24 protein-coding genes are annotated in these 26,040 nt (G+C 59.0%); 13 read left to right on the forward strand and 11 right to left on the reverse strand.

The window, feature by feature from the left end:
• Positions 1–47 precede the first annotated feature (47 nt).
• The 5 genes from hutH to hutI all read right to left on the reverse strand — a co-directional run bounded on the left by hutH (position 48) and on the right by hutI (position 6,488).
• The gene (gene hutH, locus HF679_RS11095) at positions 48–1,580 is read right to left on the reverse strand and encodes a histidine ammonia-lyase (RefSeq protein ID WP_123756032.1); all 1,533 of its coding nucleotides are present in this window, start codon (positions 1,578–1,580) and stop codon (positions 48–50) included.
• Position 1,581: 1 nt separating this feature from the next.
• Entirely contained in the window at positions 1,582–3,267 is a 1,686-nt protein-coding gene (hutU, locus tag HF679_RS11100; protein WP_123756031.1) for a urocanate hydratase, read from the reverse strand.
• A 142-nt stretch (positions 3,268–3,409) separates the two neighbouring features.
• Positions 3,410–4,135, reverse strand: a complete 726-nt coding sequence (locus tag HF679_RS11105; RefSeq protein WP_123756238.1) for a histidine utilization repressor — start codon at positions 4,133–4,135, stop codon at positions 3,410–3,412.
• A 56-nt stretch (positions 4,136–4,191) separates the two neighbouring features.
• Positions 4,192–5,148 (reverse strand): formimidoylglutamase, encoded by a 957-nt coding sequence (gene hutG / locus HF679_RS11110; protein ID WP_154143441.1) that lies wholly within the window; start codon positions 5,146–5,148, stop codon positions 4,192–4,194.
• Positions 5,145–6,488, reverse strand: a complete 1,344-nt coding sequence (gene hutI / locus HF679_RS11115; RefSeq protein ID WP_187042979.1) for an imidazolonepropionase — start codon at positions 6,486–6,488, stop codon at positions 5,145–5,147. The genes hutG and hutI overlap by 4 nt, the downstream gene beginning before the upstream one ends.
• Positions 6,489–6,749: 261 nt before the next feature.
• On the opposite strand from hutI, the gene HF679_RS11120 reads away from it, so the two are divergent.
• From HF679_RS11120 to HF679_RS11140, 5 genes are all read left to right on the forward strand, one after another.
• The gene (locus HF679_RS11120) at positions 6,750–8,033 is read left to right on the forward strand and encodes a putative acyl-CoA thioester hydrolase (protein ID WP_187042980.1); all 1,284 of its coding nucleotides are present in this window, start codon (positions 6,750–6,752) and stop codon (positions 8,031–8,033) included.
• 186 nt (positions 8,034–8,219) lie between these two features.
• Positions 8,220–8,792: a peroxiredoxin gene (locus HF679_RS11125; protein ID WP_123756028.1), complete on the forward strand. Its 573-nt coding sequence runs from the start codon at positions 8,220–8,222 to the stop codon at positions 8,790–8,792.
• A 15-nt stretch (positions 8,793–8,807) separates the two neighbouring features.
• Entirely contained in the window at positions 8,808–10,040 is a 1,233-nt protein-coding gene (locus HF679_RS11130; protein WP_123756027.1) for a protein-disulfide reductase DsbD family protein, read from the forward strand.
• 16 nt (positions 10,041–10,056) lie between these two features.
• Positions 10,057–10,614, forward strand: coding sequence for an RNA polymerase sigma factor (locus tag HF679_RS11135; protein ID WP_187042981.1), 558 nt, complete (start codon positions 10,057–10,059; stop codon positions 10,612–10,614).
• Complete coding sequence (locus tag HF679_RS11140; protein WP_187042982.1) at positions 10,601–11,230, forward strand: NrsF family protein; 630 nt, start codon at positions 10,601–10,603, stop codon at positions 11,228–11,230. The genes HF679_RS11135 and HF679_RS11140 overlap by 14 nt, the downstream gene beginning before the upstream one ends.
• A gap of 385 nt (positions 11,231–11,615) precedes the next feature.
• On the opposite strand, the gene pgl is transcribed toward HF679_RS11140, so the two are convergent.
• Positions 11,616–12,611 (reverse strand): 6-phosphogluconolactonase, encoded by a 996-nt coding sequence (pgl, locus tag HF679_RS11145; RefSeq protein WP_187042983.1) that lies wholly within the window; start codon positions 12,609–12,611, stop codon positions 11,616–11,618.
• A 383-nt stretch (positions 12,612–12,994) separates the two neighbouring features.
• On the opposite strand from pgl, the gene HF679_RS11150 reads away from it, so the two are divergent.
• Complete coding sequence (locus HF679_RS11150; protein ID WP_154143444.1) at positions 12,995–13,813, forward strand: pyridoxal phosphatase; 819 nt, start codon at positions 12,995–12,997, stop codon at positions 13,811–13,813.
• Here HF679_RS11150 and modC read toward each other — a convergent pair whose 3' ends face one another.
• From modC to HF679_RS11170, 4 genes are all read right to left on the reverse strand, one after another.
• Positions 13,814–14,872 (reverse strand): molybdenum ABC transporter ATP-binding protein ModC, encoded by a 1,059-nt coding sequence (gene modC, locus HF679_RS11155; protein WP_123756022.1) that lies wholly within the window; start codon positions 14,870–14,872, stop codon positions 13,814–13,816.
• 2 nt (positions 14,873–14,874) lie between these two features.
• Positions 14,875–15,564 (reverse strand): molybdate ABC transporter permease subunit, encoded by a 690-nt coding sequence (gene modB / locus HF679_RS11160; protein WP_123756021.1) that lies wholly within the window; start codon positions 15,562–15,564, stop codon positions 14,875–14,877.
• Entirely contained in the window at positions 15,564–16,337 is a 774-nt protein-coding gene (modA, locus tag HF679_RS11165; RefSeq protein ID WP_123756020.1) for a molybdate ABC transporter substrate-binding protein, read from the reverse strand. The genes modB and modA overlap by 1 nt, the downstream gene beginning before the upstream one ends.
• A gap of 144 nt (positions 16,338–16,481) precedes the next feature.
• Positions 16,482–16,631, reverse strand: a complete 150-nt coding sequence (locus HF679_RS11170; protein ID WP_123756019.1) for an AcrZ family multidrug efflux pump-associated protein — start codon at positions 16,629–16,631, stop codon at positions 16,482–16,484.
• Positions 16,632–16,784: 153 nt separating this feature from the next.
• Between HF679_RS11170 and modE the strand changes: the two genes are divergently transcribed.
• The 7 genes from modE to gpmA all read left to right on the forward strand — a co-directional run bounded on the left by modE (position 16,785) and on the right by gpmA (position 24,593).
• On the forward strand, positions 16,785–17,573 hold the full coding sequence (modE, locus tag HF679_RS11175) for a molybdenum-dependent transcriptional regulator (protein WP_123756018.1): 789 nt from the start codon (positions 16,785–16,787) through the stop codon (positions 17,571–17,573).
• A 67-nt stretch (positions 17,574–17,640) separates the two neighbouring features.
• Entirely contained in the window at positions 17,641–19,116 is a 1,476-nt protein-coding gene (modF, locus tag HF679_RS11180) for a molybdate ABC transporter ATP-binding protein ModF (RefSeq protein ID WP_123756017.1), read from the forward strand.
• Positions 19,117–19,322: 206 nt separating this feature from the next.
• Positions 19,323–20,339 carry a UDP-glucose 4-epimerase GalE gene (gene galE / locus HF679_RS11185; protein WP_123756016.1) on the forward strand — a complete coding sequence of 339 codons (1,017 nt, stop codon included), beginning with the start codon at positions 19,323–19,325 and terminating at the stop codon, positions 20,337–20,339.
• Between the two features lie 9 nt (positions 20,340–20,348).
• Positions 20,349–21,395, forward strand: a complete 1,047-nt coding sequence (gene galT / locus HF679_RS11190; protein WP_123756015.1) for a galactose-1-phosphate uridylyltransferase — start codon at positions 20,349–20,351, stop codon at positions 21,393–21,395.
• A gap of 2 nt (positions 21,396–21,397) precedes the next feature.
• Positions 21,398–22,546 (forward strand): galactokinase, encoded by a 1,149-nt coding sequence (gene galK, locus HF679_RS11195; RefSeq protein WP_123756014.1) that lies wholly within the window; start codon positions 21,398–21,400, stop codon positions 22,544–22,546.
• On the forward strand, positions 22,540–23,583 hold the full coding sequence (gene galM, locus HF679_RS11200; protein ID WP_123756013.1) for a galactose-1-epimerase: 1,044 nt from the start codon (positions 22,540–22,542) through the stop codon (positions 23,581–23,583). The genes galK and galM overlap by 7 nt, the downstream gene beginning before the upstream one ends.
• 257 nt (positions 23,584–23,840) lie before the next feature.
• Positions 23,841–24,593 (forward strand): 2,3-diphosphoglycerate-dependent phosphoglycerate mutase, encoded by a 753-nt coding sequence (gene gpmA / locus HF679_RS11205; RefSeq protein ID WP_123756012.1) that lies wholly within the window; start codon positions 23,841–23,843, stop codon positions 24,591–24,593.
• Positions 24,594–24,682: 89 nt separating this feature from the next.
• On the opposite strand, the gene aroG is transcribed toward gpmA, so the two are convergent.
• Positions 24,683–25,735 (reverse strand): 3-deoxy-7-phosphoheptulonate synthase AroG, encoded by a 1,053-nt coding sequence (gene aroG / locus HF679_RS11210; RefSeq protein WP_123756011.1) that lies wholly within the window; start codon positions 25,733–25,735, stop codon positions 24,683–24,685.
• Positions 25,736–26,040 lie beyond the last annotated feature (305 nt).

The raw sequence follows: 26,040 nt of genomic DNA on the forward strand, positions 1-26,040 counted from the left end.
GGTCGGGGGACGTTATCCCCCCGACGCGGGTACAGAAATACGAAGGGTCAGATCTGACCAGGCAAGATGGCAGGAAGCAGTCGGGTCAGGTGGCGTGCCGCCAGCAGGGCGATAGCCTGTTCAATGTCCGGCGCGAAGAAACGATCCTGGGTGTAATGCGAGACCCGTTCACGCAGCAGATGGCGGGCCTCTTCCAGCAGCGGGCTGCTGGCCAGTCCTTCGCGCATATCCAGCCCCTGCACCGCGGCCAGCCACTCGACGGCCAGCACGCCGCGGGTGTTTTCAGCCATCGCCCACAGACGACGCCCGGCAGCCGGTGCCATTGAGACGTGATCTTCCTGGTTTGCCGAAGTCGGCAGGCTGTCGACACTGTGCGGATGCGACAGCGCTTTGTTCTCGCTGGCCAGCGCCGCGGCGGTAACCTGGGCAATCATAAAGCCGGAGTTCACGCCACCATTTTTGACGAGGAACGGCGGCAGCTGTGACATATGGCTGTCCATCATCAGCGCAATACGGCGCTCTGACAGCGACCCGATTTCAGCGATCGCCAGTGCGAGATTGTCCGCGGCCATCGCCACCGGTTCGGCGTGGAAGTTGCCGCCAGAGATAACCTCGTTTTCACTGGCAAAGACCAGCGGGTTATCGGAGACCGCGTTGGCTTCAACCAGCAGAACCTCGGCGGCCTGGCGAATCTGGGTCAGGCAGGCGCCCATCACCTGCGGCTGACAGCGCAGAGAGTACGGGTCCTGAACTTTGGTACAGTTATGGTGCGAGCGGGAAATCTCGCTGTCCTCGGTCAGCACGTGGCGATACAGCGCCGCCGCATCAATCTGCCCGCGTTGGCCGCGTGCGTCGTGGATACGCGGGTCAAACGGACGACGGGAGCCCAGCGCAGCTTCGGTTGTTAACGCACCGCACACCACCGCCCCGGCAAACAGGTCTTCCGCTTCAAACAGGCCACGCAGCGCAAACGCCGTTGACGCCTGAGTGCCGTTGAGCAGCGCCAGCCCCTCTTTTGCCGCAAGGGTAATCGGCGCCAGGCCGACTTTTTCCAGCGCCTGACGAGCGGGCATCCACTCGCCATCAACCCGCGCTTTGCCTTCGCCTAACAGGGTCAGCGACATGTGAGCCAGCGGCGCCAGGTCACCGGAAGCGCCGACCGAGCCTTTCGCCGGGATCCACGGCGTAACGCCTTTGTTCACCAGCTGAATCAAGGCCTGAATCACGCTCAGACGAATACCGGAGAAGCCGCGGGAGAGGCTGTTGATCTTCAGCACCATAATCAGGCGCGCCATCTCATCATCCAGCGGTTCGCCAATCCCCGCCGCGTGGGACAACACCAGCGAGCGCTGCAGGTTTTCCAGGTCGTCCGTCGAAATCCGCGTTTGCGCCAGCAGGCCAAAGCCGGTGTTAATGCCGTAGGCCGTGCGCCCTTCGGCCAGAATCGCGTTGACGCAGGCCACGCTTTCATCGATCGCGGCAAACGCGCGTTCATCCAGGGTCAGCGTCAGCGGCTGGAGATACACCTCGCGCAGCTGCGCCAGACTCAGTTGACCAGGAATCAGTGTTAAGTTTTTCATTTCAGCGTTGCCCCTGCGTTGCTGCCACCATAGGAAGATTTAGTCCTTGTTCTGCTGCGCACTCGATAGCGATGTCGTAACCGGCATCCGCATGGCGCATCACCCCGGTCGCCGGGTCGTTATGCAGCACGCGGGCGATACGCGCGGCGGCGTCATCGGTACCGTCACAGACGATAACCATCCCGGAGTGCTGGGAGAAGCCCATGCCTACGCCGCCACCGTGGTGCAGTGACACCCAGGTCGCGCCGCTGGCGGTATTCAACAGCGCATTCAGCAGCGGCCAGTCGGACACCGCGTCCGATCCGTCACGCATCGATTCGGTTTCGCGGTTCGGGCTGGCTACCGAGCCGGAATCCAGGTGGTCACGGCCAATGACAATCGGCGCGGAGACTTCACCGCTGCGCACCATTTCGTTAAAGGCCAGCCCCAGCTTCTGCCGCCACTCCAGTCCCACCCAGCAAATACGCGCCGGCAGCCCCTGGAAACTAATACGCTCGCGCGCCATATCCAGCCAGTGGTGCAGATGCTGATCGTCGCTGATGATCTCTTTCACTTTGGCATCGGTTTTATAGATATCCTGCGGATCGCCGGAGAGCGCCACCCAACGGAACGGGCCGATGCCGCGGCAGAACAGCGGGCGAATATAGGCCGGGACGAAGCCTGGGAAATCGAACGCGTTTGCCACGCCCATCTCCTGGGCCATCTGGCGAATGTTGTTACCGTAGTCGAAGGTCGGGACGCCCATCTCATGGAAGGCCAGCATCGCCTGAACGTGGTCAGCCATCGCGCGTTTAGCCGCTTCAATGGTGCCCTGCGGATCGGAGACCGCTTTTTCCTGATACTCTTCCCAGCTCCAGCCCTTCGGCAGATAGCCGTGCAGCGGGTCGTGGGCGCTGGTCTGGTCGGTGACCATATCCGGGCGCACGCCGCGTTTCACCATCTCCGGCACGATTTCGGCGGCGTTGCCGCACAGCGCGATGGAGATAGCCCGGCCTTCTGCGGTGTATTTTTTGATACGCGCCAGCGCATCATCCAGCGAGGTCGCCTGCTCGTCGACGTAGCGGGTACGCAGACGGAAATCGATACGGCTCTGCTGGCATTCGATGTTCAGGGAGCAAGCGCCGGCAAGGGTCGCCGCCAGCGGCTGCGCGCCACCCATGCCGCCCAGACCAGCGGTCAGCACCCAGCGCCCTTTGAGGCTGCCCTGATAATGCTGACGGCCCGCTTCGACGAAGGTTTCATAGGTGCCCTGCACGATGCCCTGGCTGCCGATATAGATCCAGCTGCCGGCGGTCATCTGGCCATACATCGCCAGACCTTTCGCGTCCAGCTCGTTGAAATGTTCCCAGGTTGCCCAGTGCGGTACCAGGTTGGAGTTGGCAATCAGCACGCGCGGTGAGTTTTCATGGGTTTTAAAAACGCCAACCGGCTTGCCGGACTGCACCAGCAGTGTCTCATCGCTCTCCAGGTTTTTCAGCGCCTTCACGATAGCGTCATAGCATTCCCAGTTGCGCGCCGCGCGACCAATGCCGCCGTAGACCACCAGTTCATGCGGGTTCTCGGCAACATCGGGATCAAGGTTATTCATTAACATGCGCAGCGGGGCTTCGGTCAACCAGCTCCGGGCATTCAACGTTGTGCCTCGCGGTGCACGTACGTCTTGCTGGCGATATTTGCTTTGCGACATCGGGGGTTCTCCTGACAATGAACGTTGTTGATGTAGATACATATACTTGTCTATACAAGCATGCGCAAGCCAGGATTTAACAGAAATGATACAATTTTGCTATATTGCGTCAGCAATCACGTTTTACTGACGCCGGGTATTATCAGGAGCCAAAATGACCCTGCAGCCGGTAACGACTGCCTGGGAACAGGAGACGGGCGTGGGAGACGATGTGGGTGGTAGACCAGGTGCGACGGCGGATCAACAGGCAGGGATCGTGGGCATGGATATGCAGCAGCTCGCACTCTCGTGCGCTGGCCTGCACCGCTTCGACAATGTGCTCGCCTTCGGTTAGCGGCGCAATCAGCGACAGATAATCATGCGGGGTAGTCAGGGTATAGTCCTGATGGAGATACGCCGGGACCACCGCCGCGTTCACGCAGCGGTCCTCGATCTGCACCGGGATATCATTTTCGAAATGGACCATCAGCGAATGGAAAATCCGCGTCCCCTCGGCGACGTTCAGCGCCGCCGACTGAACCAGATCCGCCTCGGTCTCCTCCAGCAGCAGCACCTCGCAGCGGTGCTGATGGTGACGCGCCGCGATTTCGTCGGCGATGCTGCGGACTTCAAACAGCGCAGACTGCCCCTTCGGCTCCGCCACAAAAGTGCCCACCCCCTGCAAGCGGACCAGTAAACCTTCATCCGTGAGTTCACGCAGCGCCCGATTGATGGTCATGCGGCTAAAGCCAAACTGCGCCACCAGCTCCGCCTCGGAGGGGATCCGGTCATGAGGACGCCAGACGCCACGCTGAATCTTTTCGCTGATCGCCTGCTTAACCTTTTCATAGAACGGGGCAGGCGCGGTTCGAGGTTGTGATGAAAACATAGCCTGGCTTTCCTTATTCGCAATGGGCGGCAAAACGATCACAATATACTGAATCGTCAGCGCCACCAATGGGCGATTTGCCATGCCAGCCTGGCCGCCGCGCGGGCGCCCTGGCTGTCGATGTCAAACTGCGGATTAAATTCCACCAGATCCACCGCCTGTAGCTTGCCGCTGCGACACAGCGGTTCGACGATCCGCAGCAGCGTCGCCAGCGGCACGCCCAGCGCGGCAGGCGCCGATACCGCCGGCATCTCGCGCGCCGGGAGCACGTCCAGGTCGATGGTCAGATAGAGCCTGTCGTAGTGCGCAATATTGCGCGCGATTTCCGGCATCACGCGTGATTCAAAGGCCTCCAGCACCTCGAGGTCTTCAATCACCTGCACCTGACGGCGCGCGGCTTCGTCCCACAGCGCCTGGGTATTCGCCGCCCGGCTGACGCCAATGCAGGTATAGTGAAAACCTCGCTGCTGCGCCTCGCAGGTCAGCGCCAGCTGGCGGAACGGCGTTCCCGAGCTGGCCTGCTCGCTCACGCGTAAATCCAGGTGCGCATCGAGGTTGATGATCCCGACTTTTTCTCCCGGAAAAGCATCCAGCACCCCGGCCCCATGAGCGAAGGCGGTTTCATGCCCGCCCCCCAGCACCAGCGTGCGCTTGCCGGCTTGCTGGCAGGCCGTTACCGCTTCGCGCAACGCCTGCTGGGCCGCCTCCAGCGCATCGCCCGCAACGCTAATGGTGCCCATATCCACGCAGCGCTCATGACCGTGATGGCTGGCCATATTCGCCAGCGCCCGCCGTAAAGCCTCCGGCCCTTTTTCCGCGCCAGTGCGCCCGCGATTGCGTCGCACACCTGCATCGCAGGCGAATCCCAACAGGGCGATATCCCCTGCCAGCGCGGCGGGCGTAAAGGCTTCGGCGCGCACGATGGTCTGAAACAGGCGCAGCGCATTGGCGGCTTCCGCGCTATCGTCACGCCCTTGCCAGATATCTGCGGGGGTAGGTTGCCACAACGTCATTGCATCTCTCCTCGTACAACGCGATGCCACAGCGGGCTGCGTCCGGGTTCATACACCATCTCCACCGGATGTTCGGCGTCCCAGATGGCAAAGTTGGCGACAAACCCCTCCGCCAGCTGGCCGTGGCTGTGGTGACGCCCCAGCGCCTGCGCGGCATGACGGGTAACCCCCGCCCACGCCTCTTCCGGCGTCAGGCCAAACTTCACGCAGGCCATATTCATCGCCAGATGCAGGCTGGCGAACGGGCTGGTGCCCGGATTGTAATCGGTCGCCACCGCCATCGGGACCCGATACTGCCGCAGCAGTTCGACCGGCGGTTTGCGGGTTTCATTGAGGAAATAGAACGCGCCGGGCAGCAGCACCGCCACCGTCGCGCTGCGGCTCATGGCCGCGACGCCCTCTTCCGTCAGATACTCAATATGGTCGGCAGAGAGGCCACGATAGCGGCTCACCAGCTGCGCTCCGCCAAGGGAGGAGAGCTGTTCCACGTGCCCGCGAACCGGAATGCCGCGCGCCTGGGCGGCCTGGAAAACGCGTTCGGTTTGCTGCGGGCTGAAGCCGACGTTTTCACAGAACACGTCCACGCTTTCAAACAGCCCCTCTTCCCACAGCGTCGGCAGCAGGGTTTCACACACCAGCGTAATGTAGTCGTCCGGGCGGTCTTTATATTCCGGCGGCGTGGCGTGGGCGGACAGCAGCGTTGGCGACAGCTCCAGCCCATTGTTTTCGCCGAGCCGGCGCGCGACCCGCAGCATTTTGCGTTCGTTTTCCAGATCCAGCCCGTAGCCGGACTTGATCTCCAGCGTGGTCACCCCTTCGCGCAGCAGGCGGTCCAGCCGCTGCTGGGCCAGTACCAGCAACTGTTCTTCGCTGCTGTCGCGGGTGGCGCGCACCGTGGCGTTAATGCCGCCGCCGTTGGCGCTGATCGTCTGGTAAGAGACGCCGTTCAGCCGCTGCTCCCACTCCTGCGCCCGGCTGCCGCCGAACACCAGATGGGTATGGCAGTCAATCAGCCCCGGAGTCAGCAATCTGCCGCCCAGATCGATGCTCCGCCCTGCCGGGGCGACATGTTCAGGCACAATGGCTTCAATCCGGCCATCGCGCACCAGCAGCACGTGGTGATCCCGCAAGCCGTAAGGTTGCGAGTCGTGAGGATTCAGGGTGGCGAGACGAGCATTTCGCCAGATAACGCGTTCGGAAGTGGCTTCAGTCATACCGGTCAACTTGTCATGGGTTGTATAGACATTTATTTTCATTCCGCAGGGAATGTCAATCAACGCCGGGGTAATTGTTATTTTTTTGTGACCAAACACGAGGGAAGCCCGGAGAATCTCAACCATTTACACTAACTTTTTCACGCTGCGTCTTCCCGTTTCGCTTAACTTAGTATAAAAAGCAGGTTTTAAAGGCGGTTATACCCGTCATTTACGGCTTGCCAACTGACGCGCCTGAATGATTTTTTGTATAATAGCGCCCCCATAATTCGGGTTGCTTCGAGGCGAAACATCAACACGCGCCAACAGCGAGGCAGCCTGGAGTGATGACAGGTCTAAGAGTCTAATAGAACAGGCTCTTAATCATTGATTCTTGCCCGGAGAAACATGAACACATTCTCAGTATCTCGCCTGACGCTGGCACTGGCCTTCGGCGTGACGTTGTCCGCCTGTAGTTCTACCCCTGCCGACCAACAGCCTTCGACGCAGGCTGCGCCGGGTACCGCCTCTCGCCCGGTATTAACCGCCGATGAAGCGAAGAACTTCACCCAGGCCAGCTATTTCCAGTCTCTGGATCCGAATGCTGCGGCGTGGACCCCATCGGCTATCAGCACACCGGCACAGCCTGACTTCGTGGTCGGCCCGGCTGGCGGCCAGGGCGTAACCCATACCACCATCCAGGCCGCGGTAGATGCCGCTATCGCACGCCACTCCGATCGTCGCCAGTATATTGCGATTCTGCCGGGCGACTACGCGGGCACCGTCTATGTTCCGGCCGCCCCTGGCGCGCTGACCCTGTACGGTACCGGCGAAAAACCGATGGACGTGAAAATCAGCCAGGCCATTGATTCCGAGATGGACCTGAACACCTGGCGCCACCTGGTCAACCCGGCCGGTAAATATATGCCAGGCAAACCGGCGTGGTACATGTTTGACAGCTGCCAGAGCAAACGCGCGGCCACCGTCGGCGTGATGTGCTCGGCGGTATTCTGGTCGCAGAACAACGGCCTGCAGTTGCAGAATCTGACCATCGCCAACAACCTGGGCGACAGCGTCGATGCCGGAACTCACCAGGCTGTTGCCCTGCGCAGCGACGGTGACCAGGTGCAGGTTAACAAGGTCAACATCCTCGGTCGTCAGAACACCTTCTTCGTCACCAACAGCGGCGTGCAGAACCGTCTGCAGAACGATCGCCAGACCCGCACGCTGGTGAGCAACAGCTACATTGAAGGCGATGTCGATATCGTTGCTGGCCGCGGTGCGGTGGTGTTTGATAACACCGAGTTCCGCGTCGTCAATTCCCGCACGCAGAAAGAAGCCTACGTCTTTGCGCCGGCAACCCTGAAGAGCGTGACCTATGGCTTCCTCTCCGTAAACAGCCGCTTTACCGCTTCCGGTGACGGCGTAGCGCAACTGGGCCGCTCTCTGGACGTCGACGGCAACACCAATGGTCAGGTTGTTATCCGCGACAGCGCGATCAACGAAGGCTTCAACGTCGCCAGACCGTGGGCCGATGCAACGGTATCGAACCGCGCATTTAGCGGCAACACCGGCGCGGCAGACGAGAAAGGCGCTGTGCAGCGCAATCTCAACGACAACAGCTTCAACCGCATGTGGGAATACAACAACCGCGGCGTGGGTAGCGTGATCGTTGCCGAGCCGAAGCAGTAAGCGTTAACGGGGGGAGATTATCCCCCCTTTTTTTGCCCTCCCCACTCTTCCCCTGTCTACATCGCACCGCCTGGCGGTTGCTCCGCGCTAAATTTTTTTTCATCCAGCGAAACTTTTGGTGCTGCTGTGGCGAACTGACTATCAGAGTCACCTGACCATAACGCCCTGACATCGCTGGAGCTGATAATGAAAATGTTCAAAAACCTTGCCCGAACCCTGACCCTGACCGCCGCGCTGGGCCTCTCCGCCACCGCATTTAACGCAAGCGCGGCGCTGCCCGTCGGCGCCAAAGCCCCGGCCTTTGAACTACAAGGGGCGCTGGCCGGCAAGCCGATAACCTTCTCCCTGCAGCAGGCCCTGAAAAAAGGACCGGTGGTGCTCTATTTCTTCCCGGCGGCATTTAGCGCAGGCTGCACCATCGAGGCCCACGATTTTGCTGAAGCCACCGATTCGTTCACCAAAATGGGCGCCACCGTCATCGGCGTCACCGCCGGAAACACCGACCAGGTGAGCGACTTCTCGCGCCTGGAGTGCCGCGATAAGTTCGCCGTCGCTGCCGACCCGGGAGCCAAAGTAGCGGCGCAGTATCAGACGCTGATGGAGATGAAGGGCAAAACCCTTTCCGACCGCACGTCGTACGTCATCGCCCCGGACGGCAATATTCTGCTGAGCTATACCGACAGAAACCCGGACAGCCATATCGAGAAAACCCTGGCGGCGGTCAAACAGTACGACACCGCGCATCCGCAAACTCACTAAGCCCAGAGGCCAGCCATGCTCACCGCCATGCTGGCCGCCTTTATTGGCGGCATCATACTCAACTTTATGCCCTGCGTTTTTCCGGTGATCTCCCTGAAAGCGCTCGGTCTTCTGCGTCATTCGGACAATGCCGCCAGCGCGCGGCGTGAAGGGCTGGCGTTTTTACTCGGCGTGATCGTCACCATGATGCTGCTGGCCGGTATTCTGCTGGCCGCCCGCGCGGGTGGTGCGGCCGTCGGCTGGGGTTTCCAGCTGCAGTCGCCGCTGGTGATTGCCCTGCTGTCGCTGGTGATCCTCAGCGCGGCGCTCAACCTGCTGGGAGTATTCGAGGTTGGACTGGCGGCACAGCGGGTCGGCGCGCTGGATATCGGTCGCGGGGCGTTTTTCCGCTCGGCGATGACCGGCGCGCTGGCTATCGTGGTGGCAACCCCCTGCGCTGCGCCGTTTATGGCCAGCGCGATTGGCTATGCGCTGGTGCAGCCTCCGGCTACGGCGCTGGTGGTTTTCTTCGCCCTGGCGCTGGGGTTTTCCGCCCCCTTCACCCTGGTCTCGCTGTTTCCGGCGCTGGCGTCGCGTCTGCCGCGGCCGGGGGCGTGGATGGATACCCTCAAACGCGCGCTGGCGTTTCCGATGTTTGGCGCCTACGCCTGGCTGGTCTGGGTCCTTGCGCAGCAGGCCGGTAGCGGCGCGCTGGCGACATTGCTGGCGGTGTCCGTGGTGCTGAGCTTCGCCGCCTGGCTGTATGGCATCGCCCAGCGGCGACGCTTCCAGGGCAAAGGGCACAGGTCGCTGTTTGCCGTGACCGCGCTGCTTGCTATCGCCGTGGTTGCCCCGCTGGCAGGCCTGATGCATCCCGGTGCGGTTTCGACCGAGGCCGTCGCTGACGCCGACGTTGCGGCACAAAAATGGACGCCGCAGGCCGTGGCGACCCAGCGCGGGCACGGTAAGGCTATCTTTGTGAACTTCACCGCCTCCTGGTGCATCACCTGTCAGGTGAATGAAAAAACTTCGCTCTCGACCCAGGCGGTCAAAGCGGCGCTGGCACAAACCGGGACGCTGTATATGGTGGCAGATTCGACTAAATTTAATCCGGATGTTGATGACGCGCTGAACCAGTTTGGTCAGGGTGGCCTGCCGCTGTACGTGGTCTACCCTGCCGACGGCGGACCGCCGAAGGTGCTGCCGCAGGTCCTGACGCCGGGCATTGTCGTCAACGCGTTACAGCAGGCCACCGGCAAAAAAGCCTAAACGCACAGGGCGGATTATGGAAACAAACGATAGCGCGCGCGACAGCTGGCCCGCGCTAATGGAGCAGGCCCAGGCGGGCGACCGGCTCGCCTATACCCGACTGTTAAAAGCGCTGGTGCCGGTGATTCACTCGCAGGTTCGCAAGCGTGTCGCCGATGAGGCGTTGGTCGAGGATGTCATTCAGGATGTGCTGTTGACGGTGCATCGGGTACGCCATACCTACGATCCGGCGTTCCCGTTTTTACCGTGGTTGATGGCGATTATTTCGGCGCGGGCCGTGGATGCCCTGCGCCGACGGGGTCGCTACCAGCAATGGGAGATCCCCGAAGAGAGTCTGCCGGAGCCATCGGCCGCCCCGGATGGCCAGCGGCGAGAACGTCGGGAAGAGCTGGCCGGCTATTTACGCCAGCTTCCGTCGCGCCAGAGAGCCATCGTGGAGCATGTCCATCTGCGCGAAATGAGCCTGACGGAGGCCGCTGCGCATAACAATCTGAGTGTCGCCGCGGTGAAGTCACTGCTGCACCGGGCGCTGAAAAATCTGCGCCGTTTTGGAGCTCATCATGACCGATCATGACCTGTTAATTGAAAAACTGAGTCGCGAGATGCGGCCGGTTAAACGACTGCGTTCGACCGGATGGCGCGTGCTGCGCTGGCTGGCGGTGGCGCTGCCGTGCGCGGTTGCCGCCAGTTTCCTGGTGCAGCGTAGTCCGACCGACTGGTCGCAGCCCAGGGCCCTGATGGCGGTATTTCAGCTGCTGCTGGCCTTTCTGCTCGGTACGCTGGCCATCCGCAGCGCCTTTACCCTCAGCATCGCCGGTCGCCGCGCGCTAAGCTGGAAAGCGCTGCTGCCGATTGGGCTGCTGTGGCTGGGGTTGAGCCTTAGCAGCATTCCGCATCCGTCACAGCCGGTGGCTGAGAGCGACAGCGTCACCTGTTTTACCTTTTTGCTGGTGGTCAGCGTGCCGATGATGGTGTTGATGATTGCCAGCCTGCGCCGTAGCCGCTCGCTGCATCCGGTACGCAGCCTGGCGACCGCCGGGCTGGGGATCGCCTGCATGGCGGTCAGCCTGCTGGCGTTTTGTCATCCGGTGCATCTGCACGCGATGGATTTTGTGATGCACCTGGCGGCGATAGTGACGATAGTGGCGCTGACGGTGCTGGTTGGGAAACGCTGGGTCTCACTGACATAGCGCAATGGGTATGGGGTCCTGGGGGTCATTGACTCCGCAATGTTTACTCGATCCCACCGCCGTGCGGGAAATGTTGTTGGCTACGAGCTGACAGCGAGGGGGTTGGCGCATAAAGAAAATTGGCGGGAACGCAGGTGCGCATCCAGGACTGGCCACCAGGACGGTGGCCAGAGGGCAGGTCGAGACAGGGATGTCGAGTCCAGCCCGGTCCGCCAGATGAAGCCGGAGTGGAGCACACCGCGAAGCGGCAATTTTCAGCGCAATGCCGGGGGTCCTGGGGGGCGAGCGAAACGCCCCCCAGGCCGTTCACCCGCAACGGCGTTAAGAAAAGATGCCGGACCCATCGTGAACGGAACAGCCCGCTGAAGGGTATTCTGTCAACCGGTTAATACGCGTTAACCACCACCCACATTGGGCCCTGACCGACGGCATAACGCCCTTTCTCTGTCAGCAGCCCCTGCTCACCGGCGATCTCATAGACCGCAATATGGTGCGATTTCTGCCCCGCGGCGATCAGATATTTACCGCTGTGATCAAGGTTGAACCCGCGCGGTTGCGCTTCGGTCGGCTGGTAACCCTCGATGGACAATACGCTGCCATCTTCGGACACGCTGAAGACGGTAATAATGCTGGCAGTACGGTCACAGGCATACAGATGACGGCCATCCGGGGTCAGATGAATGTCCGCAGCCCAGCGCACATCGCTAAAGCCAGCAGGCATCATATCCAGCGTCTGGACGCACTCAATCTTGCCGTGCGGATCTTTCAACTCCCAGACATCGACGGAGCTGTTCAGCTCATTCACGCAGTAGCCGTACTGTTGATTCGGGTGGAACACCATATGGCGCGGGCCAGCCCCTTCAACGGTCGTCACTTCCGCCGGATCCTGCGCGGCCAGGAATCCATCATCGCTGAGGGTAAACAGGCAGATACGATCCTGCTTCAGCGCCGGAACCCACAGGGTGCGGTTATCCGGAGAGATATTGGCCGAGTGGCACCCTTCCAGACCTTCCACCACCGCGACGGTTTCACCCGGCAGGCCGTCGATCAGCGGCGTCACGCTCACGCAACCGGCGTTGTAGGAGGCGCTGAAGATAAAACGCCCCTGATGATCGGTCGAAATATGCGTCGGACTGCCCGGCAGAGCCGCTTCACCCGCGAAAGTCAGCGCACCGTTATCAGGCGCAATGCGGTAAGCCAGAACGCGAAACTCCGGACGCACGCCAACATAGAGATACTCTTTATTCGGGCTTACCACCATCGGCTGAACCTGGCCTGGGGCATCCACCACCTGCACAAGCTTCAGGTTACCCTCGTGATCCAGACTCCAGACATGAATCTGCTGGCTTTCCGGGCTGGCGGTATAAACGGTTTGTTTCATGACTGCTCCTTTCCTCACTGCACATGGAAAACGTAAATACCCGTCATACTTCAAGTTACATGTGCGTTGGCAATACTCGGCCCATCCCTGGGCCTCGCCCTTACGGGCGCAGTAAACTGCGTTCAAATTCGTTCCTGACGAATTTGTCCTCGTTCACCCCAGTCACTTACTTTAGTAAGCTCCTGGGGATTCCCTGCGTCGCCGCCTTCATGCAACTCGAATTATTTAGGGTATGCATTTTTGTTCATCAACGCATTCATCTGTCTGCTGAATGGATGCAATGTATAACTCATTTAACGGTCGATGCTGAAAAATTTGCCCCTGAAGCAGAGCGGTGTACCATCATGGCCTGCTTACTTGTCACCATTAACCGGAAACCACACATGACTTCACGCGTGATTGCACTGGATTTAGACGGCACCCTACTCACCTCTCACAAAACTATCCTGCCCGCCTCACTGGAAGCGCTGGCGCGCGCCAGAGCTGCGGGGTACCAGGTGATCGTCGTCACAGGTCGACATCACGTTGCGATTCATCCTTTTTATCAGGCACTGGCTCTGGATACACCTGCAATTTGTTGTAATGGCACTTATTTGTATGATTATCATGCAAAAAAGGTTTTGCAGTCCGATCCGATGCCGGTAGATAAAGCCCTGAGCCTGACCGAGATGCTGGCGACTCACGATATTCATGGCCTGATGTACGTTGACGACGCCATGCTGTATGAACGCCCAACCGGACACGTGATTCGCACGACTAACTGGGCGCAGTCTCTGCCCGTCGAGCAGCGCCCGGTCTTCACTCAGGTCGACTCTCTGGCCCAGGCGGCGCGCGACGTGCAGGCCGTGTGGAAGTTTGCTCTGACCGACGAAGATATTGCGAAACTGCAGCAGTTCGCGCTGGAGGTCGGTAAAACCCTGGGGCTGGAGTGCGAATGGTCGTGGCACGATCAGGTGGATATCGCCCGCGCCGGCAACAGCAAAGGCAAGCGCCTGGCGCAATGGGTCGCCGCCCAGGGACTGTCGATGCAGGACGTCGTCGCCTTTGGCGACAACTTTAATGACCTGAGCATGCTGGAAGCCGTCGGCACCGGGGTGGCGATGGGCAATGCGGTCGAAGAGGTCAAAACGCGCGCCAATGTAGTCATTGGCGACAACGAAAGCAGCAGCATTGCCGACTACATCAACCGCCACCTGCTGTAATCAGGCGGCAATCGACACACTTTTAATTTGCGCATACAGCGATTGACCTGGCGCCACCCCCAGGTCATCTCTGGCCCACGGGCTGATGCGCGCCCACAGCGTGCGGCCGCTGACATCGAGCTGCACCTCAATCTGCCCGTGGGCATCGATGCACTGCACCACCCGCGCCGACAGAATGTTGCGAATGCTGGTCTGCTGCGGCTGTGCCAGCACCAGCGACACATCTGACGCCTGAATACGGATGCGCGTCGCTTCCCCGAGAGGCCGGTCAAGGTGGTTCACCCATATCTGCTGCTCGCCGAGGGCCAGCGCGGTCATCGCATACTGCGGATGCTGGGCGACCACCGCCACGTTGAGGATCGTGCTCTGTTGATCCGCCGGCAGCCAGGGGTGCATCACGCTGCTGCTCCACACCGTTTCCAGATCGCCAAACGCTTTTACACTCCCCGCTTCCAGTACCAGCACGTTATCCGCCAGATGCTGAATCTCATCCAGCGAATGGCTGACGTATAGCATCGGGATATGAATTTCACGGGCCAGCCGCTGGAGATAAGGCAGCAGCTCGCGTTTACGTGGAATATCCAGCGACGCCAGCGGCTCATCCAGCAGCAGCAGTTCCGGGGCGGTCAGTAACGCCCGGCCAATGGCCACCCGCTGCTTTTCTCCGCCGGACAGGCTGCCCGGCAGGCGATCCAGCAGCGCTTCTATACCGAGCAGCGCCACCAGCTTATCAAACTGACCGGCCATGCTTTTCGCCATGCCGTACTTCAGATTGCCGCGCACCTTGTAGTGCGGAAACAGCCGCGCATCCTGGAAGACATAGCCGATGCGTCGTTTTTCCGGCGCCAGGCAGATCCGTTTTTCAGCATCGTTCAGCACCCTGCCGTTCAGTACGATCCGCCCTTTCTGTGGCCGGGTCAGGCCGCTGATGGCGTTTATCAGCGAGGTTTTCCCCGCACCGGAAACGCCAAAAATAGCGGTGATCCCGCTGGCGGGCAGCGTTTCATTGATGCTCAGGCAGTGGGTCCCCAGCGTCTGGGTAAAGTTAAGTTCCAGCATGGTTATTTCCCCGTCCGCGCCCGGCTGAGACGCGCCAGCCATTCAGAGACTAACAGCGAGATCAACGCCAGGACGATGGAGATCAGACACAGGCGCGCCGCGGCGCCTTCGCCGCCCGGCGTTTGAATCAAGGTGTACATCGCGGAAGGAATGGTTCGCGTCTCGCCGGGAATGTTGGAGACAAAAGTGATGGTGGCGCCAAACTCCCCCAGCGAACGGGCAAAGGCCAGCACCGTGCCAACAATAATGCCCGGCAGCGTCAGCGGTAGCGTAATGGTGAAAAAGACCCGCCAGCGTCCAGCGCCGAGGGTACGCGCTGCCTGTTCCAGCTTCACGTCCACGCCTTCCAGCGCCAGACGAATGGCCCGCACCATCAGCGGAAACGACATCACCGCCGCCGCCAGCACTGCCCCGCGCCAGCTAAAGGCAAAGGTCAGGCCGAACCAGTCATACAGCCAGCTGCCGATAAAACCGCGTCGTCCCATGGCAATCAACAGCAGGTAGCCCACCACCACCGGCGGCAGCACCAGCGGCAGGTGGATAATGCTGTCGAGCAGCGCCTTTCCGGGGAAATTGCGCCGCACCAGCAGCCAGGAGATAAAGATGCCAAAAGGCAGGCTTAACACCACCGCCAGGGATGAGACTTTCAGGCTCAGCAGTACCGCCTGCCATTCGGGATCGCTTAAGAACATTAGCGGGTGGTGAAGCCGTATTGTTTAAAGATGGCAGCCGCTTGCGGCCCTTTCAGATAGTCGTAAAAGCCGGTGACGGTTGCGTTTTTATGCCCGTCAACGATTGCCAGCGGATATTCAACTTTCTTGTGGGAATCTTCCGGGAACGTCCCGACCACTTTCACCCCTTTGCTCGCGACCGCATCGGAACCGTACACAATCCCCAGCGGGGCTTCGTTACGTTCCACCAGCGCCAGCGCGCCGCGTACGTCTTCAGCCGGCGCCAGTTTCGGGGACAGCGTCTCCCAGGCACCCAGTTTCTGCAGCGCCTCTTTGGCGTAGATACCTGCCGGGACGTGCTCCGGATCGCCGACCGCCAGACGACCGCCTTTCAGCAGGCTGGTCCAGTCGGTGCTGTTGTTGATGGTGATATCACCCTGCGCGCTGGCTTTTGGTGCGACCACCACCAGGCTGTTGCCCAGCAGCGTTTCGCGGGTAGCGGTATCTATCGCTTTTTTCTCAACCGCGTAATCCATCCATTTCTGGTCCGCAGAAATAAACAGGTCCGCAGGCGCGCCCGCTTCGATTTGTCGTGCCAGCGTCGAGGAAGAGGCAAACGAGGAGACGACCTCCACGTTTTTCTCTTTCTTATAGGCTTTCGCAATGTCCTGCATCGCATTGGTTAACGACGCGGCAGCAAACACCGTGATTTTTCCTTCATCCGCCAGCGCGTGACCTGCCACAGAGAGCGTTAATGTCGCTCCAGCAAAAAGACGTAACCATTGACCTGCCATCTGCAATTCCCCTGAGTTCGTTATGTAGAAAGTAATATAACGATAAGATCAGGGTTTTCCCAGCGGCAATTGGCGGTAAAAACAGGAGAAGGATCAAAGGAGAGGAAGAAAAGAAAAACGCCCGGAGAACCGGGCGTTGGGAAATCAGTGATTTTGCTGGCCGCGATCTTTGTGACCGACGCCGGAGAAGATGTTGAACACTTCGCCCAGGCCGTAAATCAGGCCCAGAATGATGGCCATCACCACCGGGACCATCACAACGGCAAATACCAGACTTTTCAATAGCTCTAACATAGTTGGCTCCAGAAAGTACGAATATCTAATTGTAACCATTTCAGCGGGAAAAACACGCCCCATTTGTGCGGTGGCAGACCGGTAACGGTGACAGATGTATCTTGCAAGATGACCGCTATCGGTCACAATACTCTTTTTTGCCAGGATACTATTATGCAGGCCGAAATTCTTCTGACCCTCAAATTACAGCAACGCCTGTTCGCCGATCCCCGCCGTATCGCCCTGTTAAAACAAATCGATATCACCGGGTCTATCAGCCAGGGGGCCAAAAATGCCGGCATCAGCTATAAAAGCGCCTGGGATGCCATCAATGAGATGAATCAGCTCAGCGAACAGAGCCTGGTCGACAGAGCCACCGGCGGCAAAGGCGGCGGCGGCGCGGTGCTGACGCGCTACGGCCAACGGTTGATCCAGCTGTATGACCTGCTGGCGCAGATTCAGCAGAAAGCCTTCGACGTGCTGAGCGACGATGACGCCTTGCCCCTCGACAGTCTGCTGGCCGCTATTTCGCGCTTCTCGTTGCAGACCAGCGCCCGTAATCAGTGGTTCGGCACCATTACCGGCCGCGACCACCAGCAGGTGCAGCAGCACGTCGAGGTACTGCTTGCCGACCGCCAGACCCGCCTGAAAGTCGCCATCACCGCCCAAAGCGCTGAACGTCTCGGGCTGGACGAGGGCCAGGAGGTGCTGGTGCTGCTGAAAGCCCCGTGGGTGGGCATCACCCGGGATCCGGCGCTCGCCGGTGCGGCCGATAACCAGCTCGCCGGGCGCATTGGCCACATCGAGTATGGTCCGGAACAGTGCGAAGTGCTGATGACGCTGGCTGACGGCCAGAGTTTGTGCGCAACCTTACCGCGGGATCAAACCGAAGAGCTGGAAGAAGGTGCTGATGCGATAGCATATTTCAATGCCGATCGTATCATTCTCGCCACGTTATGCTGACGGCATTGACATCAGCCCCGTGACGTCGTATCCCTGTGACAATTCGCTGCAAAAAATGGGATACACAATGTCATCATTGCAAATTTCGCAAGGCATATTTCGCCTGAGCGATACTAAAACGCTCGCTATCGAACACCTCAGCGTCAACGCTGGTGAAAGCTGGGCTTTCGTCGGCAGCAACGGCAGCGGGAAATCCGCGCTGGCCCGGGCGCTCTCCGGCGAGCTCACTCTGCTCTCCGGCCAGCGTGAAAGCCGCTTTTCCCGCATTACCCGCCTGTCGTTTGAGCAGCTACAGAAACTGGTCAGCGACGAATGGCAGCGCAACAATACCGATTTGCTCGGCCCTGGCGAAGAAGACACCGGCCGCACGACCCAGGAGATCATCCAGGAAGAGGTTAAAGATGCCGGGCGTTGCGCGCACCTTGCCGGGCTGTTTGGCATCTCCGGCCTGCTCCAGCGCCGCTTTAAATACCTCTCCACCGGGGAAACACGCAAAACGCTGCTGTGTCAGGCCCTGATGGCGCAGCCCGATCTGCTGATCCTCGATGAACCCTTTGATGGCCTGGACGTCGCCTCCCGCCAGCAGCTGGCCGGGCTGCTCGAGACGCTGAATGGCGAAGGGATCACCCTGGTGCTGGTGCTCAATCGCTTCGATGAAATTCCGTCGTTTATCCAGTTTGCCGGCGTGCTGGCAGACTGCACCCTGACCGAAACCGGTGAAAAGCAGCGCCTGCTGCAACAGGCGCTGATTGCCCAGCTGGCGCACAGTGAAAAACTGGATGGCATGACCCTGCCTGAGCCGGATGCCCCGGCCGCCCGTCACGCCCTGGATGCCGACGCGCCGCTTATCGTGCTGAAAGATGGCGTGGTGTCGTATAACGATCGGCCGATCATCGACCATTTGAGCTGGACGGTTAACCCCGGCGAACACTGGCAGATCGTCGGCCCTAACGGCGCTGGCAAATCGACCCTGCTGAGCCTGGTCACCGGCGATCACCCGCAGGGCTACAGCAACGATCTCTCCCTGTTTGGTCGCCGCCGCGGCAGCGGTGAAACCATCTGGGATATTAAAAAGCATATCGGCTATGTCAGCAGCAGCCTGCATCTTGAGTACCGCGTCAGTACCACGGTGCGTAATGTGATTCTGTCGGGCTATTTTGACTCTATCGGCATTTACCAGGCGGTTTCAGATAAGCAGCACAAGCTGGTGCAGAACTGGCTGGATATTCTGGGTATCGATAAGCGCACCGCCGATGCACCGTTCCATAGCCTCTCCTGGGGACAGCAGCGGCTGGCGCTGATCGTCCGGGCGCTGGTGAAACACCCGACGGTGCTGATTCTTGACGAGCCGCTGCAGGGACTGGATCCGCTCAACCGCCAGCTGGTGCGTCGTTTTGTCGATGTGCTGATTAGTGAAGGCGCCACCCAGCTGCTGTTTGTCTCCCACCACGCCGAGGATGCGCCGGACTGCATTACCCATCGTCTGGCGTTTGTCAGTAGTGGAGACGGTTACACTTACCAGGTCGGTCCACTCACTGATTAAGGCAATACCGGGGTCTGCGGGCCCCGTTTAATTTTCAGAAAAACGTCTAAAAACCTTCTCACCACGCTGTTTTTAAACAATAAAATATCAAATATTAGTATTGTGTATTTTAGTGTAAACGATTCCACCAATTTGGCCTGTGTCACACTTTTGACTTCTTTGGTATGCTATCTTCATCTCACACGATAAGCCTATTGGAGCGAATCATGAAAGTACTGGTTACAGGTGGTAGCGGTTACATTGGAAGTCATACCTGCGTTCAGCTGCTACTGCAGGGACACGATGTGGTTATTCTCGACAATCTCTGCAACAGCAAGCGCAGCGTCCTGCCGGTCATTGAACGTCTTGGCGGGAAAACGGCCACCTTTGTCGAAGGCGATATTCGTAATGAAGCGCTGATGACCGAAATTCTGCACGATCACGCGATTGAAGCGGTGATCCACTTCGCGGGGCTGAAAGCCGTCGGCGAATCCGTCGCGAAGCCGCTGGAATACTACGACAATAATGTCACCGGTACACTCAAATTAGTTTCCGCCATGCGCGCCGCTGGCGTGAAGAACTTCATCTTCAGCTCCTCTGCCACCGTCTACGGCGACCAGCCAAAGATCCCGTATGTCGAAAGCTTCCCGACCGGTACGCCGCAAAGCCCGTACGGCAAAAGCAAACTGATGGTCGAGCAAATCCTGGCCGATCTGCAAAAAGCCCAGCCGGAGTGGAGCATTGCGCTGCTGCGTTATTTCAACCCGGTCGGCGCGCATCCGTCGGGCGACATGGGTGAAGATCCGCAGGGTATCCCGAACAACCTGATGCCGTACATCGCCCAGGTGGCGGTCGGTCGTCGCGATTCTCTGGCGGTGTTCGGCAACGATTATCCGACGCCAGATGGTACCGGCGTGCGTGACTATATCCACGTCATGGACCTGGCTGACGGCCACGTTGCCGCGATGGAAAAACTGGCGGACCGTGCAGGCGTACACATTTATAACCTCGGCGCAGGCGTCGGCAGCAGCGTCCTGGACGTGATCAATGCCTTCAGCAAAGCCTGCGGCAAATCTGTTAATTACCACTTCGCGCCGCGCCGCGATGGCGACCTCCCGGCCTACTGGGCGGATGCCGAAAAGGCCGACCGCGAGCTTAACTGGCGCGTTACGCGCAACCTTGACGAGATGGCGCAGGACACCTGGCACTGGCAGTCCCGTCATCCTCAGGGTTACCCAGACTAAGGAACCGTCATGAGCGTATTTAACCCCGTCGACCATCCGCATCGTCGTTATAACCCGTTAACCGGGCAGTGGATTCTGGTATCACCGCATCGCGCCAAGCGCCCCTGGCAAGGGGCGCAGGAAACGCCGGCAAAGCTGACCTTGCCGGCGCACGATCCGGATTGTTTCCTGTGCCCGGGGAATACCCGCGTCACCGGCGACACTAACCCGAATTACACCGGTACCTACGTGTTTACCAATGACTTTGCGGCATTGATGACCGATACCCCCGATGCACCTGAAAGCGACGATCCGCTGATGCGTTGCCAGAGTGCTCGTGGCACCAGTCGGGTCATCTGCTTCTCGCCAGATCACAGCAAAACGCTGCCTGAGCTGAGCGTAGAGGCGCTGGAAGGCGTGGTTAAAACGTGGCAGGAACAGACCGCCGAGTTGGGCGAACGCTACCCGTGGGTGCAGGTGTTTGAAAATAAAGGCGCGGCGATGGGCTGCTCCAACCCGCACCCGCACGGCCAGGTCTGGGCCAACAGCTTCCTGCCAAATGAGGCCGAACGCGAAGATCGTCTGCAAAAAGCCTACTTCGCTGAACAAGGTTCACCGATGCTGGTGGATTACGTGCAGCGTGAATTAGCCGACGGCAGCCGGACGGTGGTGGAAACTGAACACTGGCTGGCGGTGGTGCCTTACTGGGCCGCGTGGCCATTTGAGACGCTGCTGCTGCCGAAAGCGCACGTGTTGCGTCTGACCGATTTAACCCCAGCGCAGCGCAGCGATCTGGCGCTGGCGCTGAAAAAGCTGACCAGCCGCTACGACAACCTGTTCCAGTGCTCATTCCCCTATTCCATGGGCTGGCACGGCGCGCCGTTTACGGGCGAAGACAATCATCACTGGCAGCTGCACGCTCACTTTTATCCGCCGCTGTTGCGCTCTGCGACGGTGCGCAAATTTATGGTCGGCTACGAAATGCTGGCCGAAACCCAGCGTGACCTGACGGCAGAACAAGCCGCCGGGAGCCTGCGGGCAGTCAGCGACGTCCATTTTCGCGAATCCGGAGAATAACAATGAGTCTGAAAGAAACCACCCAAGCCCTGTTTGCTGAAAAATTTGGCTACCCTGCCACCCACGTCATTCAGGCGCCGGGGCGCGTCAACCTGATCGGCGAACACACCGACTACAACGACGGCTTCGTGCTGCCCTGCGCCATTGATTACCAGACGGTGATCAGCTGTGCGCCGCGTACGGACCGTATCGTGCGGGTGATTGCCGCTGATTACGATAATCAGACCGACGAATTCTCCCTGGATAAGCCAATCGTCAGCCACGACAGCCAGCAGTGGTCAAACTACGTCCGCGGCGTCGTGAAACATCTGCAACAGCGTAACAACCAGTTCAACGGTGCGGATCTGGTCATCAGCGGCAACGTCCCACAGGGGGCGGGCTTAAGCTCCTCCGCATCGCTGGAAGTGGCGGTCGGAACCGTGTTCCAGCAGCTGTACCATCTGCCGCTGGACGGCGCGCAAATCGCCCTCAACGGCCAGGAAGCAGAGAACCAGTTCGTGGGCTGCAACTGCGGCATCATGGACCAGCTGATCTCCGCGCTGGGTAAGAAAGATCACGCCCTGCTGCTCGACTGCCGTACGTTAGGCACCAAAGCCGTCTCCATGCCGAAAGGCGTCGCGGTGGTGATCATCAACAGTAATTTTAAACGCACCCTCGTGGGTAGCGAATACAACACCCGCCGCGAGCAGTGTGAAACCGGCGCGCGTTTCTTCCAGCAGCCGGCGCTGCGTGACGTCACCCTTGCCGAATTCAATGCCGTCGCCAGTGAACTGGACCCGGTGGTGGCAAAACGCGTCCGCCACGTGCTGACTGAAAACGCCCGCACGCTCGAAGCCGCTACCGCGCTGGAAAAAGGCGATCTGAAGCGCATGGGCGAGCTGATGGCCGAATCGCATGCCTCAATGCGCGATGACTTTGAAATTACCGTGCCGCAAATTGACACCCTGGTAGACATCGTTAAAGCCACCATCGGTGATAAAGGCGGCGTACGCATGACCGGCGGCGGATTTGGCGGCTGCATCGTGGCGCTGGTGCCGGAAGATCTGGTGGCGACCGTTCAGCAGGCCGTGGCGCAGCAGTATGAAGCCAAAACCGGCATTAAAGAGACCTTCTACGTGTGCAAACCATCTCAGGGGGCCGGCCAGTGCTAAACCAGACAACAGACCGGGCGCCCGACGGGCAGCCGTGGAATCTGATCGTCCTGCGCAATACTGGCGGGATGGTCGTTACCCTGATGGACTGGGGCGCCACGTTGCTCTCCGCGCAGGTCCCCCTGGCCGATGGCGAAGTCCGTGAAGCGCTGCTCGGCTGTGCTGTGCCGGAAGATTACACCCGTCAGGCGGCTTATCTTGGCGCCTCCGTGGGCCGCTATGCCAACCGTATCGCCAACAGCCGCTTTAGCCTTGATGGTCAGACCGTCAATCTGATCCCCTCTAACGAGGCCGGACATCAGCTGCACGGCGGGCCTGACGGCTTTGACAAGCGTCGCTGGCAAATCGTCAGCGCCGATGAACATCAGGTGCTGTTTGCTATAACCTCCGATGACGGCGATCAGGGGTTCCCGGGCAACCTGACGGCTACCGCGCACTATCGTCTTACGGAAGATAACCGCATTGCTATCGAGTATCGTGCCACGGTTGACCAGCCCTGCCCGGTTAACCTGACCAACCACGTCTATTTCAACCTCGACGGCGGGCAAACCGACGTGCGCAACCACCTGCTGCAAATTTTCGCCGACAGCTATCTGCCGGTTGAGAGCGACGGCATTCCCGGCGGCACGTTGCGGAATGTGACCCTGACCAGCTTTGATTTCCGCACGCCGAAAGCGGTGGCGGACGATTTCCTGCGCGATGAAGATCAGCGCAAGGTGAAGGGCTACGATCACGCCTTCCTGCTGCAGGCGAAAGGCGATGCTCGCAAGGCGGCAGCCCATGTCTGGTCACAGGATCAAAAACTGCAGATGACGGTGTATACCTCCGCCCCGGCGCTGCAGTTTTATTCCGGCAACTACCTGGGTGGCACCCCGTCGCGAACGGAGCAACCCTACGCTGACTGGCAAGGCCTGGCGCTGGAAAGTGAATTCCTGCCGGACTCACCTAACCATCCGGAATGGCCGCAACCCGACTGCGTGTTACGCCCGGGCGAGGAGTATGTCAGCCTGACGGAATATCAGTTTATCGCCGGATAATCCCCCGCCCTCCTGTTGGAGGGCTTTTTTTTGGCCTTTTCGTTGAAAAATACGCCACTTACCGACAAAAACATAACCGTCGATTTACAAGGATCTTACACTGAGCCACTATTTTCGCTATGGTTAGGGATAAGCGTTGCCGTGATGCAAATGACGGCAATATAATGAGAATAGTTATCAATCAATAAACATATGCACTACCGTTTTCGGGTCGCCTCAGGCGGCGCGGAGGATGGCGTGTATTGAGGAGTAAGTGTATGGCTGTAACTAAGCTGGTACTGGTCCGTCACGGCGAAAGCCAATGGAACAACGAAAACCGTTTCACCGGTTGGTACGATGTTGATCTGTCTGAGAAAGGCGTTGGTGAAGCAAAAGCCGCTGGTAAACTGCTGAAAGATGAAGGCTTCAGCTTCGATTTTGCTTATACCTCGGTGCTGAAACGTGCCATCCACACCCTGTGGAACGTGCTGGATGAACTGGATCAGGCCTGGCTGCCGGTTGAGAAGTCCTGGAAGCTGAACGAACGTCACTACGGTGCGCTGCAGGGTCTGAACAAAGCAGAAACCGCAGAAAAATACGGTGATGAGCAGGTTAAACAGTGGCGACGTGGCTTTGCCATCACCCCGCCAGAACTGACCAAAGACGATGAGCGTTTCCCGGGTCACGATCCGCGTTACGCGAAACTGACCGATAAAGAGCTGCCGGTCACTGAGAGCCTGGCGCTGACCATCGAGCGCGTCGTACCGTACTGGAACGAAACCATTCTGCCGCGTCTGAAAAGCGGTGAGCGCGTGATTATCGCCGCTCACGGTAACTCCCTGCGTGCCCTGGTTAAATACCTGGACAACATGGGCGAAGACGAAATCCTCGAACTGAACATCCCGACCGGCGTACCGCTGGTTTATGAGTTCGACGAAAACTTCAAACCGATCAAACACTACTATCTGGGCAACGCGGATGAAATCGCCGCTAAAGCCGCTGCGGTAGCAAACCAGGGTAAAGCGAAGTAATCGTCGCTGGCTCCCATAAAAAAAGCGTGGATTCGTCCACGCTTTTTTATTTGCCCGCCGTTATTGCCGCCGGGCGATAGTCAAAACGATTAACCGCGACGGGCTTTTACCGCTTCCGCCAGCTGGCGCAGGATGGTATCGGTATCTTCCCAGCCAATACAGGCGTCGGTGACGCTTTTGCCGTAGGTCAGCGGCTCACCGCTTTCCAGGCTCTGGCTGCCTTCCACCAGGTGGCTTTCAATCATCACACCCATAATCGCCTGTTCGCCGTTGGCAACCTGCTGGCAAACGTCCGCCCCCACTTCCATCTGCTTTTTAAACTGCTTGCTGGAGTTCGCGTGGCTGAAATCGATCATGATCTGCGATGGCAGACCGGCTTTTGCCAGCCCGACTTTCACTTCAGCCACATGCTTCGCGCTGTAGTTCGGCTCTTTACCGCCGCGCAGGATGATATGGCAATCACTGTTCCCGCTGGTGTTCACAATCGCTGAGTGACCCCATTTGGTCACCGACAGGAAGCAGTGCGGCGCACCGGCGGCGTTAATCGCGTCGATAGCGACCTTAATCGTGCCGTCCGTACCGTTTTTAAAACCAACCGGGCAGGACAGGCCTGAAGAGAGTTCACGATGCACCTGAGATTCGGTGGTACGCGCGCCGATGGCGCCCCAGCTCATCAGGTCGGCAACGTACTGCGGGGTGATCATATCGAGGAACTCACCCGCCGCAGGCAGGCCGCTGTCGTTAATCTCCAGCAGCAGCTTACGAGCAATACGCAGACCGTCGTTGATGCGGAAGCTGTTATCCATATGCGGATCGTTAATCAGCCCTTTCCAGCCCACCGTGGTACGCGGCTTTTCAAAGTAGACGCGCATTACGACTTCCAGTTCGCCTTTCAGCTCTTCCCGAAGCGCCAGCAGGCGTTCCGCATACTCTTTCGCCGCGGCGGGATCGTGAATTGAGCATGGGCCAATCACCACCAGCAAACGATCGTCATTGCCTTTCAGGATCTGATGGATCGCTTTGCGTGCGTGTGCCACGGTGTTAGCAGCATTTTCGGTAGCGGGGAATTTTTCCAGGAGCGCAACGGGAGGTAATAATTCGTTGATCTCTTTAATACGTAAATCGTCGTTCTGATAATTCATTTTATTTCCAGCGTTGCCATACTTAATCAATTGAGTGCAATGCTTTCAATCTAACTCGCCGCCAGAAAAGTGTAAACTGGATTTTACAGTCAGCACATTAATTCACTGATTAAATAGAAAAAAACAATACAAACAGTAAGAATTAGCGAAAAACAAAGCGCATAATCAGTAACAAACACTACAAATGACGCGTGAATAAATATTATATATCGCCTATTTAACGTCATCACACAATCATGCTTCCTGGCCCGCTGTTTTCACTATTTTATCGTGCCAGACTGTTCGGAAAGCCCGCCACGCATCAC

It is taken from the genome of Enterobacter sp. JUb54 (assembly GCF_014298075.1).
In the GTDB taxonomy this organism is placed as follows: domain Bacteria; phylum Pseudomonadota; class Gammaproteobacteria; order Enterobacterales; family Enterobacteriaceae; genus Klebsiella; species Klebsiella lignicola.

Excerpts from the sequence above, each read along its gene's own strand:
- HF679_RS11130 (WP_123756027.1), top strand. The coding sequence starts at position 8,808 with ATGCTCACCGCCATGCTGGCCGCCTTTATTGGCGGCATCATACTCAAC.
- HF679_RS11105 (WP_123756238.1), bottom strand. The coding sequence starts at position 4,135 with ATGTTTTCATCACAACCTCGAACCGCGCCTGCCCCGTTCTATGAAAAG.
- galK (WP_123756014.1), top strand. The coding sequence starts at position 21,398 with ATGAGTCTGAAAGAAACCACCCAAGCCCTGTTTGCTGAAAAATTTGGC.
- galT (WP_123756015.1), top strand. The coding sequence starts at position 20,349 with ATGAGCGTATTTAACCCCGTCGACCATCCGCATCGTCGTTATAACCCG.
- modE (WP_123756018.1), top strand. The coding sequence starts at position 16,785 with ATGCAGGCCGAAATTCTTCTGACCCTCAAATTACAGCAACGCCTGTTC.
- HF679_RS11140 (WP_187042982.1), top strand. The coding sequence starts at position 10,601 with ATGACCGATCATGACCTGTTAATTGAAAAACTGAGTCGCGAGATGCGG.
- HF679_RS11150 (WP_154143444.1), top strand. The coding sequence starts at position 12,995 with ATGACTTCACGCGTGATTGCACTGGATTTAGACGGCACCCTACTCACC.
- hutI (WP_187042979.1), bottom strand. The coding sequence starts at position 6,488 with ATGGTTGAGATTCTCCGGGCTTCCCTCGTGTTTGGTCACAAAAAAATA.
- HF679_RS11125 (WP_123756028.1), top strand. The coding sequence starts at position 8,220 with ATGAAAATGTTCAAAAACCTTGCCCGAACCCTGACCCTGACCGCCGCG.
- modF (WP_123756017.1), top strand. The coding sequence starts at position 17,641 with ATGTCATCATTGCAAATTTCGCAAGGCATATTTCGCCTGAGCGATACT.
- hutU (WP_123756031.1), bottom strand. The coding sequence starts at position 3,267 with ATGTCGCAAAGCAAATATCGCCAGCAAGACGTACGTGCACCGCGAGGC.
- modA (WP_123756020.1), bottom strand. The coding sequence starts at position 16,337 with ATGGCAGGTCAATGGTTACGTCTTTTTGCTGGAGCGACATTAACGCTC.
- pgl (WP_187042983.1), bottom strand. The coding sequence starts at position 12,611 with ATGAAACAAACCGTTTATACCGCCAGCCCGGAAAGCCAGCAGATTCAT.
- aroG (WP_123756011.1), bottom strand. The coding sequence starts at position 25,735 with ATGAATTATCAGAACGACGATTTACGTATTAAAGAGATCAACGAATTA.
- HF679_RS11135 (WP_187042981.1), top strand. The coding sequence starts at position 10,057 with ATGGAAACAAACGATAGCGCGCGCGACAGCTGGCCCGCGCTAATGGAG.
- hutG (WP_154143441.1), bottom strand. The coding sequence starts at position 5,148 with ATGACGTTGTGGCAACCTACCCCCGCAGATATCTGGCAAGGGCGTGAC.
- gpmA (WP_123756012.1), top strand. The coding sequence starts at position 23,841 with ATGGCTGTAACTAAGCTGGTACTGGTCCGTCACGGCGAAAGCCAATGG.
- modB (WP_123756021.1), bottom strand. The coding sequence starts at position 15,564 with ATGTTCTTAAGCGATCCCGAATGGCAGGCGGTACTGCTGAGCCTGAAA.
- modC (WP_123756022.1), bottom strand. The coding sequence starts at position 14,872 with ATGCTGGAACTTAACTTTACCCAGACGCTGGGGACCCACTGCCTGAGC.
- hutH (WP_123756032.1), bottom strand. The coding sequence starts at position 1,580 with ATGAAAAACTTAACACTGATTCCTGGTCAACTGAGTCTGGCGCAGCTG.
- galE (WP_123756016.1), top strand. The coding sequence starts at position 19,323 with ATGAAAGTACTGGTTACAGGTGGTAGCGGTTACATTGGAAGTCATACC.
- HF679_RS11120 (WP_187042980.1), top strand. The coding sequence starts at position 6,750 with ATGAACACATTCTCAGTATCTCGCCTGACGCTGGCACTGGCCTTCGGC.
- HF679_RS11170 (WP_123756019.1), bottom strand. The coding sequence starts at position 16,631 with ATGTTAGAGCTATTGAAAAGTCTGGTATTTGCCGTTGTGATGGTCCCG.